Genomic DNA, 14645 nt, shown 5'->3' on the forward strand with positions numbered 1-14645 from the left:
AACAGCGTTCCTCCATAGTGAGCGCGGGTGGTTTTGGGAGCTAAATCCGTTTAAGTCCCGGAAGGTGGCTTTTCTTTAGCGCAAAGCCGCGCCAAGGTCACGCGATCATGTCGAAAGATTCGCACGATATTGCTAACCCTGTTCTGGGCCTGTTTTCGGACGCGCTGCCGGGCTTCACGCCGCGCGTGGTTCCCGTGCTGGTGCCTATGCCAGCAGAACGGCCTTATTCTTATATGGTCCCGGAGGGCATGAACGTCCAGCCCGGGTCGATCGTGCGCGTCCCGCTCGGACCGCGTGAAGTCGCGGGCATCGTCTGTGAGGGCGAAACCGATGCGGTCGACGCCAAAAAGCTCAGAGCGATTTCCGAAGTGTTCGATTGTCCGCCGGTGGATGGCGAGATGCTCCGCTTCATGCGCTGGGCTGCGGATTACACGCTTTCGCCGCCCGGCATGGTGGCGCGTATGGTTTTGCGCGTGCCTGCCGCCTTCGACCCCGAGCCGTCTGTGCCGGGCCTGCGTTATTCCGGCGGTGAACCGGAGCGCATGACCGACGCGCGCGCCCGCGTGATGGAGCTTGCCCGCGACGGGCTTGCCTGGACCCGGTCGGGTCTCGCCCATGCGGCGGGCGTTTCGGCAACGGTCGTAGAGGGATTGAAGGCGCAGGGCGTCTTTGATGAAGTGATGCTGCCACCGCCCGCCGTAGTGGCGAAGCCCGACACGGATTATGCCCGCGCCACGCTCTCGGAAGACCAGCAGGCAGCTGCCGAAATGCTTTCTGATTCCGTCGCGGCGGATTGTTTTTCCGTTTCCCTCCTCGATGGCGTGACGGGATCAGGCAAGACCGAAGTTTATTTCGAAGCTGTCGCCAAGGCGCTCGATCAGGGCAAGCAGGTGCTGATTCTCCTGCCCGAAATCGCGCTGACACAGCAGTTTCTCGACCGCTTTCATGATCGTTTCGGTGCCAAGCCCGCCGAATGGCATTCAGACCTTGCGCCCCGCACCCGCGAGCGCGTCTGGCGTCAGGTCACGGAAGGCACGGTACGGGTGGTTGCGGGCGCCCGTTCGGCGCTGTTTCTGCCCTTCAAGGAACTGGGGCTGATCGTGGTCGATGAAGAACATGATCCGGCTTACAAACAGGAAGACCGGGTTTTCTACAATGCCCGCGATATGGCCGTCGTGCGCGGCCATATTGGCGGTTTCCCGGTGGTGCTGGCTTCGGCGACACCCTCCATTGAAAGTCAGGTCAATGCGGATCAGGGCCGCTACAAGCGAATCAAGCTTTACGGGCGCTATGCGGAAGCCGCACTCCCCGATCTTAAAACCATCGACATGCGGCGGTCACCGCCGCCGCCGGGACGCTTTCTGTCGCCCGCACTCACCGAAGCGGTCGGCAAGACCGTCGCGCGCGGCGAACAGGCCCTGCTGTTCCTCAACCGTCGCGGCTATGCGCCGCTGACATTGTGCCGGGTGTGCGGTCACCGCTTTCAGTGCCCGCAATGTTCAAGCTGGCTGGTCGAGCATCGCTTTCGCGGCCAGCTGATGTGCCATCAGTGCGGTTATCATGAGCCGACGCCGGAAGCCTGTCCCGAATGCGGCACGCTCGATCATCTGGTCGCCTGTGGCCCCGGCGTGGAACGGATCGCGGAGGAAGTTGCCGCGACGTTCAACGAAGCGCGAATCATAGTGCTTTCGTCTGATATGGCGGGCGGCGTGAAGCGGCTGCGTCTGGAACTCGACGCCATTGCGAAGGGCGAGGCGGATATCGTCATCGGCACGCAGCTCGTCGCGAAGGGGCACAATTTTCCCAATATGACGCTGGTAGGTGTGGTGGATGGCGATCTGGGGCTGGCCAATGGCGACCCGCGCGCCGCCGAACGCACGTTCCAGCTTCTCAATCAGGTGACGGGCCGTGCGGGCCGTACGGGTCGCAAGAGCCTCGGTTTGATCCAGACCTATCAGCCGGATCATCCGGTGATGCGCGCCATTGTCAGCGGCGATGCGGAAGCCTTTTATGCCCGCGAAATCGAGGAGCGGGAGCGCAGCGCTCTGCCACCATTCGGACGGCTTGCTGCGCTGATCATCTCGGCCGATAACCGCCCGGATGCGGAAAACCATGCGCGCGCGCTTCGCCGCGCCGCGCCGTCCTCTTCGGAGGTTTCCGTACTCGGTCCCGCTGAAGCGCCGCTGGCGCTGGTGCGCGGCAGGCACCGCTTCCGAATATTGATCCACGGGACAAAACGCGCGGATATTCAATCCTTTATCCGTGCTTTGCTGGCTGCATCACCCAAGGAGCGAGGCTCAATCCGGGTGCAGGTTGACATCGACCCGCAAAGCTTTTTGTAAGGTTGGGCAACTATCGACGTTCATGCAAGAAATAGGGGCTTGCTTCTCTAGTCGCTAGAGGATGCAGACTGGCTTTCAAGGTTCCAATGAGGCTTGAGACCAATGAAATATACCCCTTCCCAACCCGCGCAATCATCAGCGAAGAATGGTCCCGGATTCTGGCTGGTCGCCCTTTTTGGGCTGGTGGTCTGGACATTGTTAATGTGGTTTGCCTATTCCATCTCGGATGCTGTGATCGTCTGGATCAGCGGCAACGGAGCGGTTCTGGCCGAGACCGGAAAAAGCCTGATCGGCTCGGAAGTAACAGCGCTGCTGGATACGACCAAACTGGACCAGATAGCCGGTTCAGGTATTGAATTGCTGCAGAGTTTGCTTGCGCCCGCACTTGCGATCATCTGGGTGATCGGTGCCGTGGCCATCCTCTTCATCCGGTCGATTCTGGCGCGTATCATCGGGATGCGCGGTTCGCTGTCGCGCTGAGGACTGGCTCCATTGATGTGCGTTCATGCCGTGCGATCGGTTTTCGTTTGGGCAAAACTGGTTTATAGCCGTGCTGTTCAAATTGAGGGGTGATCGCGATGGAATTCTATCTTCCCACCACGACCGGCGAATGGCTCGCCTGGAGCTCGGCAGCCGTGACGGCCTTTGCGGGCATCGTCATGCTGTTTGCGCCCGGCATCACCATGAAGCTGTTGCGGTTGCAGCCGGTCAATGCGCGACCGGAAGCGTTCAGTTCCATCCGCGCCGTGCTGGCCGGTCCATATCTCGGTCTGGGGCTTGGCTGCCTCATTTTTGCACAACCCTTCTTGTGGGTTGTTCTGGGGGCGGCGTGGGGCTTCGCCCTGTTCGGGCGCTTCATCTCGATGATGTCCGATAATGTCGGACGCGGCGGCGGCACGATCTATAACTGGTTGGCAGGAATTGTAGAATTCCTTCTGGCCGCCGGGCCATTGCTCTACGCTTTTGGCTTCATCGGTTAACCCTGCGACTTTTTTGATCGGAAAACGCGACAAAACTTACACAAAAGTGCGGGATTCGCGTGTTGCGAGTCCGGTTCGTCTATGCTAGACGGCAATCACATTTCGGTGTTGACGTGCTCGCGCGTCAGTGGTTTTCCGGAAACATTCAATAAAATCATCGGCTTGGCGTCCTGAGCAACATTGGGCCCCAAAAGGATGGTTTCAACGTAGAGAGCAGGTTGTTCGTGGCTGAAACGTCTTCGCTCATTTCAGGTGTGGCACAGCGTTACGCCGGATCGCTTTTCGAGCTGGCGCTCGAAGCCAAGTCCGTTGCTGCTGTGGAGAAAGATCTTGTTCGTTTCGAGGCGCTTCTGAGCGGAAGCGAGGACCTCAAGCGTCTGATCTCCAGTCCGGTATTTTCTTCGGAAGACCAGCTCCATGCGATCGGCGCCATTGCCGACAAGGCGGGCATCAAGGGTCTGGTAGGAAATCTCCTGCGCGTCGTCGCAGCGAACCGCCGCCTTTTCGCCCTGCCGGGCATCATCGCCGCATTCCACAAGATTGCTGCTGAACATCGCGGAGAAGTTTCCGCCGATGTCACTTCCGCGCATGCGCTGACCGCTGCGCAGGAAAACGAATTGAAGGCAACGCTGAAGAGCGTGGCCGGCAAGGACGTGACGATTAACGTCACCGTCGATCCGTCGATCCTCGGCGGTCTTATCGTCAAGATGGGTTCGCGTCAGATCGACACGTCCCTTCGCACCAAACTATCTTCTCTCAAGCTTGCACTGAAAGAGGTCGGCTGATGGACATCCGCGCTGCGGAAATTTCCGCTATCCTGAAAGAGCAAATCAAGAACTTCGGCAAGGAGGCTGAGGTCTCCGAAGTCGGTCAGGTTCTGTCCGTCGGCGACGGTATTGCTCGCGTCTATGGTCTGGACAATGTTCAGGCTGGTGAAATGGTCGAATTCCCCGGCGGCATTCGCGGCATGGCGCTCAACCTTGAAAACGACAATGTTGGTGTCGTTATCTTCGGTGCCGACCGTGACATCAAGGAAGGCGACGTCGTCAAGCGTACCGGCGCCATCGTTGACGTGCCTGTTGGTCCGGGTCTGCTCGGCCGCGTTGTCGACGCTCTCGGCAATCCGATCGACGGCAAGGGCCCAATCGTTGCTACCGAGCGTCGCCGCGTCGACGTCAAGGCACCGGGCATCATCCCGCGCAAGTCGGTTCATGAGCCAATGTCGACCGGCCTCAAGGCTGTTGACGCTCTGATCCCGGTTGGTCGTGGTCAGCGCGAGCTGGTCATCGGTGACCGTCAGACCGGCAAGACCGCCATCATTCTCGACACCTTCCTGAACCAGAAGCCGATCCACGACAACGGCCCGGACAGCGAAAAGCTTTATTGCGTTTACGTTGCTATCGGCCAGAAGCGTTCGACTGTTGCTCAGTTCGTCAAGGTTCTCGAAGAGCGCGGCGCACTCGAATATTCGATCGTTATCGCTGCTACCGCTTCCGATCCGGCTCCGATGCAGTACCTCGCTCCGTTCGCAGGTTGCGCAATGGGCGAATACTTCCGTGACAACGGTCAGCACGCTCTCATCGGTTACGACGATCTGTCCAAGCAGGCCGTTGCTTACCGTCAGATGTCCCTTCTGCTTCGTCGTCCTCCGGGCCGTGAAGCTTATCCGGGCGACGTTTTCTATCTGCACTCCCGTCTTCTCGAACGCGCTGCAAAGCTCAACGACGAAAACGGCGCTGGCTCGCTGACGGCTCTGCCGGTCATCGAAACGCAGGGCAACGACGTTTCGGCCTTCATTCCGACCAACGTGATCTCCATCACCGACGGCCAGATCTTCCTCGAAACCAACCTGTTCTATCAGGGTATCCGTCCGGCTGTTAACGTCGGTCTGTCGGTTTCGCGCGTTGGTTCTTCGGCTCAGGTCAAGGCCATGAAGCAGGTTGCCGGTTCGATCAAGGGCGAGCTCGCCCAGTATCGTGAAATGGCCGCCTTCGCACAGTTCGGTTCGGATCTCGATGCCTCGACCCAGCGTTTGCTGAACCGTGGCGCGCGTCTGACCGAGCTTCTCAAGCAGCCGCAGTTCTCGCCGCTCAAGACGGAAGAACAGGTTGCTGTGATTTATGCCGGTGTGAATGGCTATCTCGACAAGATCGCCGTCAACCAGGTTGGCAAGTTCGAAGCAGGTCTTCTTTCTTCGTTGCGCACCGAGCACAAGGATGTGCTGGATGCGATCCGCGATCAGAAGGCACTCACCGACGACATCAAAGCAAAGCTCAAGGCAGCGGTCGACGCGTTCGCCAAGTCTTTCGCTTGAATTTTGTGACGGGATGAACGGATGCCTTCACTAAAGGATCTGAGAAACCGTATCGCCTCGGTCAAGGCGACGCAGAAAATCACCAAGGCGATGCAGATGGTCGCCGCGGCGAAGCTGCGCCGTGCCCAGGAAGCTGCGGAGGCCGCTCGGCCTTACTCGCAGCGCATGGGCGCCGTTCTCGCTAATATCGCGCAGAATGTCAGCGGCGAAGATGCACCGGCATTGATGGCCGGTACAGGTAAGGACGACGTGCATCTGCTCGTCGTCTGCACTGCAGAACGTGGCCTTTGCGGCGGTTTCAACAGCCAAATCGCACGCCTGGCGCGCGATCATACCCGCAAGCTCCTCGCTGAAGGCAAGACGGTCAAGATCATCACGGTCGGCAAGAAGGGCGCAGATATTCTGCGTCGTGAATTTGCCTCTCTGATCATCGACCACGTCAATTTGCGCGAAGTCAAGCAGCTCGCTTTTGTGCATGCCGACCAGATCGGCCACAAGGTGATCGAGCTGTTTGAACAAGGCGCATTTGATGTCTGCACCCTGTTCTATTCCGAATTCAAGTCGGTGATTGCACAGATCCCGACTGCGCAGCAGATCATTCCGGCTTCGGCTGGCGATGTTGCGCAGGCGGACGCTGCAGGCGATGCGATTTATGAGTACGAACCTGATCCTGCGGCGATCCTGAGCACGCTGATCCCACGCAACATTTCGGTCCAGATTTTCCGCGCACTGTTGGAAAATGTGGCGGGCGAAATGGGCGCGAAGATGAGCGCCATGGACAATGCGACGCGTAATGCCGGTGACATGATCAACAAATTGTCGATCACGTATAACCGTCAGCGTCAGGCTCAGATCACCAAGGAACTGATCGAAATCATTTCGGGCGCGGAAGCGCTCTAGGGTTTACCGCATGGTCTATCCGGGAAGTCTGCAACTTTTCGGGACCATGCTAACGGAAGGTAAGGATCGATGGCAAAAGCAGCGACCCCGAAAACTACCGCCGCGGCCGAAGCAAAGCCGGCAGCGGCGAAGAAGGCTCCAGCCAAGGCTACACCAGCTAAGGCGGCTGCCGCCAAGACGCCAGCAGCTCCCAAGGCTGCAGCGACCGGTGCAGTTGGCAAGATCACTCAGGTCATCGGCGCTGTTGTCGACGTACAGTTCGAAGACGGTCAGCTGCCGCTGATCCTCAACGCTCTGGAAACCGACAATCTGGGCAACCGCCTGGTTCTCGAAGTTGCGCAGCATCTGGGCGAAAACACCGTTCGCACCATCGCCATGGACTCGACCGAAGGTCTGGTTCGCGGTCACGAAGTGCGCGACACCGGCAACCCGATCATGGTTCCGGTTGGTGAAGAAACGCTTGGCCGCATCATGAACGTCATCGGCGAGCCGGTTGACGAAGCTGGTCCGATCAAGACCACTGCGCGCCGCGCGATTCACCAGGAGGCTCCTGAGTATATTGAACAGTCGACCGAAGCTGAAATCCTGGTAACGGGCATCAAGGTCGTCGACCTTCTCGCTCCTTACGCCAAGGGTGGTAAGATTGGTCTGTTCGGCGGCGCCGGCGTCGGCAAGACCGTTCTCATCATGGAATTGATCAACAACGTCGCCAAGGCGCACGGTGGTTACTCGGTATTCGCGGGCGTTGGTGAACGTACCCGTGAAGGTAACGATCTTTACCACGAAATGATCGAATCGGGCGTCAACAAGCTCGGTGGCGGTGAAGGCTCCAAGGCCGCACTCGTTTACGGTCAGATGAACGAGCCTCCGGGTGCGCGCGCTCGCGTTGCCCTTTCGGGTCTGACGGTTGCTGAAAACTTCCGTGACAAGGGCCAGGACGTTCTGTTCTTCGTGGACAACATCTTCCGCTTCACGCAGGCTGGTTCGGAACTTTCGGCTCTTCTCGGCCGTATTCCTTCCGCTGTGGGTTATCAGCCGACGCTGGCAACCGACATGGGCGCGATGCAGGAACGCATCACCACGACGACCAAGGGTTCGATTACCTCGGTTCAGGCAATTTACGTTCCTGCCGACGATTTGACCGATCCTGCACCGGCTACGTCGTTCGCTCACTTGGACGCGACCACCACGCTGAACCGTTCGATCGCTGAAAAGGGTATTTACCCGGCTGTGGATCCGCTGGAATCCACGTCGCGTATGCTCGACCCGATGATCGTTGGTGAAGAACACTACGCCGTTGCCCGTCAGGTGCAGGCGATTCTGCAGCGCTACAAGGCTCTTCAGGACATCATCGCCATCCTCGGCATGGACGAACTGTCGGAAGACGACAAGCTGACCGTTGCGCGCGCTCGTAAGATCGAACGCTTCCTGTCGCAGCCGTTCTTCGTTGCTGAAGTCTTCACCGGTTCGCCAGGCAAGCTTGTCGCGCTCGAAGACACCATCAAGGGCTTCAAGGGCCTTTGCGCAGGTGAATACGATCATCTTCCAGAACCGGCCTTCTACATGGTCGGCTCGATTGAAGAAGCGATCGAAAAGGCGAAGAAGCTGGCTGCTGAAGCCGCTTGATGAATTGAGTTTCCCGGTGGGCCGAAAGGCCCACCGAGACGACCTGTTCATTTGTTTGAGCACGATCTTTTCGCAAACCGGTTTCCAGTTTCGAGATCACGCTCAGGAAATTTAAGTGAGAACCATGGCTCAAGCTTTCCAATTCGAACTCGTGTCGCCTGAACGCCTCCTGCTTTCCGCGCAGGTGACGGAAGTCGTCATTCCGGGTAGCGAAGGCTATCTGACGGCTCTCGCCGGTCATTCGCCGCTGATGTCGACGATCATGCCGGGAGTCGTTTCGGTGAAGCTTGCCGACGGCAAGTCTGACTCTTATGTGGTTTTCGGCGGTTTTGCCGATATTACCCCGCAGAGCTGCACCGTGCTGGCCGAATCCGCAACGCATGTCGACGCCATTGAGCCGTCGGACATTACGCGCCGCATCGATGAAGCCCGTAAGGCGCTCGATGATGCGACTTCGCCGGAGCATCGCACCAAGGCCGAAATCTTCCTGCACCAGCTGATGACGCTGCAGGGCGCGGTTATACCGGGCTGATACGGTAGAAAATTCACATATATTTGGGAAAGCGGACTCTGGTCCGCTTTTCTTTTTGGTTTTATTATCAGTGTATATTTTTCTTATTTAAAATTTATTCATACTACCCGTTACTTCGGTTCTTTAATTCAGTCGTTCGCGAAGATCTTATTCTCGCACAACCTACCTTCAGCGGGTTTAAACTTCACGCTTGCGTGAGTTTTGCGTGCGGCCATTGAAAATGAACCGTGGGCCATTTATCCAGAAACACAATCGTTAGTTTACTAATATATAAGGCATCGGATATGAGCACCGCAGATCTCAGAGCAGAAATGATTGATGCCATGGCGAAGGTCAACCGCAGGCTTCGCACCGTTTTTGACGCCAGGGTAAAAGAGCGGGGCCTGACACTGGCGCGCGCGCGCACGCTACTGGCATTGATCGAGCAGGAAGGTCTTTATCAAAAGGAACTGGCCGAAACGCTGGAGATCGAGAATGCGACCATGGTTCGTCTTCTCGATGGCCTGGAACGCCAGTCATTCATCGAGCGCCAGACGGTCGAAGGTGATCGCCGCGCCAAGCGGGTGGTGATGACCGAAGAGGGCAAGATTCTGGCCGAGCAGGTCGAAAAGCTTGCCGGTGATGTGCGTGAAGACCTGCTTGAAGGCGTGACCGACGAGGAATTGAGCGTGGCGCTGAATGTGTTGCGCAAAATGTCGGAATCAATGAACAAGACACATTGAGCGTCGCTCTCTTCGCACGACAACCAGCCGGGGCTAGCGTTCCGGCTTTTTCGTTTGCTCACGGTTTTGTGTAAACCTGCCCTTAAGCTGGTCTACTTGTGCCATTTTTCGGTCGCCAGTGCAGCGTTCACTGCACCCACAATTTTCAGGTTGGCTGCCGGGAGCGCCGGAAATGCGTTATTCGACTCAGACCCTTGTGGGCCTCATGGCTATTCTTTCCATCGTTTCGGTGCAGGCCAAAGATATGCGCCACGGTACCCGCCATTCCTATGCGCTGGCGCTCAACGATGTGAATACGGATGACGGCATGGTTTTCGACACCAATGCATCGACTTCGTTCGACGTGGCGACCGAGCGCACGCGAAGAAATGTTGTTTTGCGTTGAGCCGCCAGAGCATTTCCAGCAAAAGTGCGTAGCGCCTACGCGGGGAAATCAGTCCACTGGACTGATTTCTGCTCCCGCTTCGATACGTAGGATAATGCTTAAAAACAAATAAATAGAGCGGTTCCACGATTCCGTCTTAACCGGAACCGCTCTAGTGGATTGAATTTGACGTTTGAATCCCGGCTGACATAGATGCTGTTTCAAACGTCAAATTCGAAAAATCCACTAGATACATATACTTGCTAGTGGTCTTTTTGATTCCAACATTTGCTCAGCGCGTGAACCGAGGGATGCAAATGTTGGAATCAGACCACTAGGTCAGGGGGCAAGCGTGCGCAGATATTCCATCAGTTCACTTGCCGTATTGCTGGCGCGTTCCGGTTCGCGTGACACGATGGCCTCAATGAGCGCCGCATGGGCATTCGCTGAACCGGTGATGCTGGCCGAGGGTCGCAAACGGAACCAGAACCGGCGGCTATGCGTCTGAAGCGGGGCCGCGAGACGGGTCGCATAAGGATTATTGGCCGCCGAGCCAAGCACGATGTCGAAAGCCTTGTCGGCATCAAGAAATGATTGCACATCTTCATTGGGAATTGCCTGCCGCATGGCGGCCGCTGCCGCTTCCAGCCGCTGATAGTCACGCGGGCTGCCGAAACGGGCGGCATCGCGCGCCAGCACACGCTCGACGCCTTCGCGGGCATCGAGAACCTTGGCGAAATCCTTGGGGTCGATGGGCGTGATCGCAATGCCGGAACGGGGGCGAACCTCCATCAGCCCTTCCCAGGCAAGCCGCTGAATGGCTTCACGCAGCGGCGTGCGGCCCATGCCCGTCAGCTCAATGAGCGTGCGTTCATTGACCACAGCTCCCGGCTCCAGCTCAAGCGTGACGACCATGCGTTCCAGCGTCTGATAGGCTTGCTCGGCAAGGCTTTCGCCGCCCAGGCTATCAATGGCGGGGATCGATTTGCCGGTGGCGCTCTTGATCGACCGTTCGCGGAGGCTCGTCTGTGTCATGTGGTCCAGTGTCTTCTATGATGGCAATTGACAGGAAACGATCCTACAAATATATCTCTGATATATCAATATCGACCAAGGTAATAGCCTTGCCGCACCCGTCCTCGCACTACCGGGTTTGAGCATAGTGTTATTCCGAAAATTTGTTGGACGGGGGATTTTCCCAATTTCAAAGTTAGCCTGATTTCGAACCAGCGTCGTGCCGGGCAGGGATCGATAGCGAATACGAAATCAGTTACCGGGAACCCGGTATTGACAAAGGCAGGGGCTCCATTCGTGATGACGCCTCGATCTGCATCGGTGGGGAGCCGCAAAAAGAATGAAATCTGATCCCAAAAATCAACAGAAAATGGGTCAGCAGGATATTGTTATCATCGGCGGCGGCATTGTCGGTTCTGCGACGGCAGCCTTGCTTGCCGAGGCCGGACGAAATGTCCTCGTCATCGATCGCACGGGCATCTGCGAGGAAACCAGTTCGGGCAACGCGGCGGCGCTTGCTTTTTCGGATATTCTGCCGATGGCGTCCAAGGGCGTCATGCGCAAGGTGCCGGGCTGGCTGATGGACCCGCTGGGGCCGTTTTCGATCCGTCCGTCCTACTTCCCGAAAATGGTGCCGTGGCTTTATCGTTTCTGGCGTGCCAGCAGCGCCGGGGCGCTCGAGAAAACCGCTGTCACACAGGCAAATATCATGCGGCTTGCGGAAAGCGAGATGCTGGCCCTGATCGACCGGGCCGGTCTGCGCGACCGCTTGCGGGAAGACGGCAATCTGGAGCTTTATGAATCCGAAGCGGAACTGACTGCCGCGTTGCCAAGCTGGGAAATTCGCGAGAAGGCTGGCATTGCGCACGATCATGTCCATGGCGCGCGACTGGCCGAATTGCAGCCGGGCCTGAGCCCGCGCATTGTGGCGGGAACTTTCGTGCCCGGCTGGAAGAATGTCAGCGATCCGAAACTGTTCGGACAGGCCATCTGGGCCCATGCGGAGCGCCTCGGTGCGCGCTTCTTGAAAGCGAAGGTGACGAGCGCGCAACCGGCTGATGGCGGCGCGCGCGTGCGTCTTGAAGACGGCACGGAAATCAGCGCGAAGAACCTCATCGTGATGACGGGCGCCTTTTCGCGGGAATTCGCCAAGGGCTTTGGCGATGTCGTGCCGCTTGATACCGAGCGCGGTTACAACACCACGCTGCCGGTCGGTGCTTTCGATGTGAAGCGGCAGCTCACCTTCCCAAGCCATGGTTTTGTCATCACGCCGATGGCGACAGGCTTACGCGTCGGCGGCGCGGTTGAATTCGGCGGGCTTGATCTGCCGCCAAATTATGCGCGCTCCAAAGCTATGTTGACCAAGGCCTCCCGCTTCCTGCCGGGTCTCAAGACCGAAGGCGGACGCGAGTGGATGGGCTATCGTCCGTCCATTCCGGACTCTCTGCCGGTCATCGGACGGGCCTCATCTGGCGGCAATGTTTTCTACGGCTTCGGCCACGGCCATCTGGGGCTCACGCAATCTGCAGCGACGGCACGCCTCATCCGCGATCTGATCACCGGCGCGAAGCCTGCAATCGATATCGAACCATTCAAGCCTCAACGTTTTCGGAACTGACCATCATGGCAAGACATTCTTTTTTCTGCGTCGACGGACATACCTGCGGCAACCCAGTGCGCCTGGTGGCTGGCGGCGGCCCGAACCTCGAAGGTTCGACCATGATGGAGAAACGCGCGCATTTTCTGCGCGAGTTTGACTGGATCCGTACCGGCCTGATGTTCGAACCGCGCGGCCACGACATGATGTCTGGCTCGATCCTCTATCCGCCGACGCGCCCGGACTGCGATGTGGCGGTGCTGTTCATCGAGACCTCGGGTTGCCTGCCCATGTGCGGTCACGGCACCATCGGTACGGTGACCATGGCGATCGAGCAGGGCCTCGTGACACCGAAGACGCCTGGCAAGCTCAATCTCGACACGCCAGCGGGTCTCGTTGCCATCGAATATGAGCAGAACGGCCAGTATGTGGAGCGCGTGCGCCTCACCAATGTTCCGGCTTTCCTTTATGCGGAAGGCTTGGAAGTGGAATGCCCCGATCTTGGCACGCTCAAGGTCGATGTGGCCTATGGCGGCAATTTCTACGCTATCGTCGAGCCGCAGGACAATTACACCGACATGGCCGATTACAGCGCCTTGCAGCTGATCGCCTGGAGCCCTGTTCTGCGTCAGCGCCTGAATGAGAAATACAAGTTCCAGCACCCGCTGCTCGCCGATATCAATCGCCTGACGCATATTCTGTGGACCGGCAAGCCGACCAAGCCGGAAGCACATGCCCGCAATGCCGTGTTCTATGGCGACAAGGCCATCGACCGTTCGCCTTGCGGCACCGGCACATCGGCTCGCATGGCGCAGCTGGCCGCCAAGGGCAAGCTGAAGCCGGGCGACGAATTCGTGCATGAATCTATCATCGGTTCGCTGTTCCACGGTCGCGTGGAGCGGGCGGTGGAAGTCACGGGGCCTGAAACGGGCCAGGAAACCGTGTTGCCGGGTATTATTCCGTCAATTGCGGGCTGGGCACGCATGACCGGTTATAATACGATCTTCATCGATGACCGGGACCCTTTTGCTCACGGTTTCACAGTTGCATAAAAACGGGTACGGCTGGTCAAAAATGACCAGCCACCCTATTTCTTGCCTTTTGAGGCTTCGGGGAAAATATGGAATAACGCGCCCGTTTCGGTAGAAAAGGACGCATAAAGGGGCTTTTCATAGGGGACATAACCGGTTTGCGGAGAGATGAAGCAATTAGTCTTTTGTTTTAGACGAAAGGGCTTGCATTCCGTGATGCAGCCGTTAGGTGTAATCGACCGGGAAAAAAATGAGGGTGCACGAAATAATAATGCGCCAATAAGATTCCGGCTTGTAAAATGGGTGGCTTTTCGATGGAATATTTCCTCCAGCAGGTGATCAACGGGCTCGCGCTCGGTTCGATCTATGGCCTGATCGCCATCGGCTACACGATGGTCTATGGTATCATCGGCATGATCAACTTTGCTCATGGCGATGTCTTCATGCTCGGCGCCTTTATGGCGCTGATTGTTTTTCTCATCATCACAACTTTCATCGGGGCGCTGCCGATTGCGTTGCTGCTGCTTCTGATGATGGTGGTCGCTATGCTCATGACCGGCTTGTGGAGCTGGACGATTGAGCGCGTGGCCTACCGGCCGCTGCGCGGTTCGTTCCGCCTTGCGCCGCTGATCACGGCAATCGGCATGTCGATCGCATTGTCCAATTTCGTCCAGGTAACGCAGGGCCCGCGCAACAAGCCGGTTCCACAGCTTCTGAACGGCTCCTACAGCCTGTTCGGCACCGACGTCACGATTTCGCTGAAGCAGATCGTCGTGATCGTGGTCACCGCCGTGCTGCTGACGATCTTCTGGTACATCGTCAATCGCACGTCGCTTGGCCGCGCCCAGCGCGCCTGTGAGCAGGACCGCAAGATGGCCGCACTTCTCGGCATCAATGTCGACCGTGTGATTTCGCTGACCTTCGTGATGGGCGCCATGCTCGCAGCCGTCGCCGGTACGCTTTATCTGTCCTTCTACGGTGTGATTTCCTTCGCCGACGGGTTCATCCCCGGCGTTAAGGCGTTCACGGCCGCGGTTCTGGGCGGTATCGGTTCGCTTCCGGGCGCTGTTGTCGGCGGCCTGCTGATCGGTCTGATCGAAGCGCTCTGGTCGGCTTATTTCTCGATCGACTACAAGGATGTCGCGGCGTTTTCGATCCTGGCCATCGTGCTGATCTTCATGCCGTCGGGTATTCTTGGCCGTCCTGAAGTCGAAAAGGTGTAA

Annotated in this window: 14 protein-coding genes; 13 read left to right on the forward strand and 1 reads right to left on the reverse strand. The window is 57.8% G+C overall.

From position 1 onward, the window contains the following. Positions 1-107 precede the first annotated feature (107 nt). The 10 genes from HWD97_RS07370 (at position 108) to HWD97_RS07415 (ending at position 9801) form a co-directional block, all read left to right on the forward strand. The gene (locus HWD97_RS07370; protein ID WP_109369820.1) at positions 108-2342 is read left to right on the forward strand and encodes a primosomal protein N'; all 2235 of its coding nucleotides are present in this window, start codon (positions 108-110) and stop codon (positions 2340-2342) included. Between the two features lie 102 nt (positions 2343-2444). Then, the gene (locus tag HWD97_RS07375; RefSeq protein ID WP_124915896.1) at positions 2445-2822 is read left to right on the forward strand and encodes a hypothetical protein; all 378 of its coding nucleotides are present in this window, start codon (positions 2445-2447) and stop codon (positions 2820-2822) included. 98 nt (positions 2823-2920) lie between these two features. Then, positions 2921-3322, forward strand: coding sequence for a DUF4345 domain-containing protein (locus tag HWD97_RS07380; protein WP_109369818.1), 402 nt, complete (start codon positions 2921-2923; stop codon positions 3320-3322). Positions 3323-3546: 224 nt separating this feature from the next. Next, positions 3547-4107, forward strand: coding sequence for a F0F1 ATP synthase subunit delta (locus tag HWD97_RS07385; protein WP_109370319.1), 561 nt, complete (start codon positions 3547-3549; stop codon positions 4105-4107). Next, entirely contained in the window at positions 4107-5636 is a 1530-nt protein-coding gene (gene atpA / locus HWD97_RS07390; RefSeq protein ID WP_124915895.1) for a F0F1 ATP synthase subunit alpha, read from the forward strand. Before HWD97_RS07385 ends, atpA begins: the two co-directional genes overlap by 1 nt. Positions 5637-5657: 21 nt before the next feature. Continuing rightward, complete coding sequence (locus tag HWD97_RS07395; RefSeq protein ID WP_109369817.1) at positions 5658-6536, forward strand: F0F1 ATP synthase subunit gamma; 879 nt, start codon at positions 5658-5660, stop codon at positions 6534-6536. 69 nt (positions 6537-6605) lie between these two features. After that, a complete protein-coding gene (gene atpD / locus HWD97_RS07400) occupies positions 6606-8162 on the forward strand; it encodes a F0F1 ATP synthase subunit beta (protein WP_109369816.1) in 1557 nt (518 codons plus the stop codon). A 124-nt stretch (positions 8163-8286) separates the two neighbouring features. Further along, positions 8287-8694 carry a F0F1 ATP synthase subunit epsilon gene (locus HWD97_RS07405; RefSeq protein WP_078339547.1) on the forward strand — a complete coding sequence of 136 codons (408 nt, stop codon included), beginning with the start codon at positions 8287-8289 and terminating at the stop codon, positions 8692-8694. 284 nt (positions 8695-8978) lie between these two features. After that, positions 8979-9416 (forward strand): MarR family winged helix-turn-helix transcriptional regulator, encoded by a 438-nt coding sequence (locus HWD97_RS07410; protein WP_109369815.1) that lies wholly within the window; start codon positions 8979-8981, stop codon positions 9414-9416. Between the two features lie 172 nt (positions 9417-9588). Further along, the gene (locus tag HWD97_RS07415; RefSeq protein ID WP_109369814.1) at positions 9589-9801 is read left to right on the forward strand and encodes a hypothetical protein; all 213 of its coding nucleotides are present in this window, start codon (positions 9589-9591) and stop codon (positions 9799-9801) included. Positions 9802-10119: 318 nt separating this feature from the next. On the opposite strand, the gene HWD97_RS07420 is transcribed toward HWD97_RS07415, so the two are convergent. After that, the gene (locus tag HWD97_RS07420) at positions 10120-10815 is read right to left on the reverse strand and encodes a GntR family transcriptional regulator (protein WP_109369812.1); all 696 of its coding nucleotides are present in this window, start codon (positions 10813-10815) and stop codon (positions 10120-10122) included. Between the two features lie 319 nt (positions 10816-11134). On the opposite strand from HWD97_RS07420, the gene HWD97_RS07425 reads away from it, so the two are divergent. The 3 genes from HWD97_RS07425 (at position 11135) to HWD97_RS07435 (ending at position 14645) form a co-directional block, all read left to right on the forward strand. Next, positions 11135-12412: an NAD(P)/FAD-dependent oxidoreductase gene (locus HWD97_RS07425; RefSeq protein ID WP_371834917.1), complete on the forward strand. Its 1278-nt coding sequence runs from the start codon at positions 11135-11137 to the stop codon at positions 12410-12412. A gap of 5 nt (positions 12413-12417) precedes the next feature. Beyond that, positions 12418-13443 (forward strand): 4-hydroxyproline epimerase, encoded by a 1026-nt coding sequence (locus tag HWD97_RS07430; protein WP_109369810.1) that lies wholly within the window; start codon positions 12418-12420, stop codon positions 13441-13443. A 293-nt stretch (positions 13444-13736) separates the two neighbouring features. Continuing rightward, positions 13737-14645 (forward strand): branched-chain amino acid ABC transporter permease, encoded by a 909-nt coding sequence (locus tag HWD97_RS07435; protein ID WP_109370318.1) that lies wholly within the window; start codon positions 13737-13739, stop codon positions 14643-14645.

Origin of the sequence: Ochrobactrum sp. C6C9 (assembly GCF_022627935.1) — a bacterium.
GTDB classification, from domain to species: domain Bacteria; phylum Pseudomonadota; class Alphaproteobacteria; order Rhizobiales; family Rhizobiaceae; genus Brucella; species Brucella teleogrylli.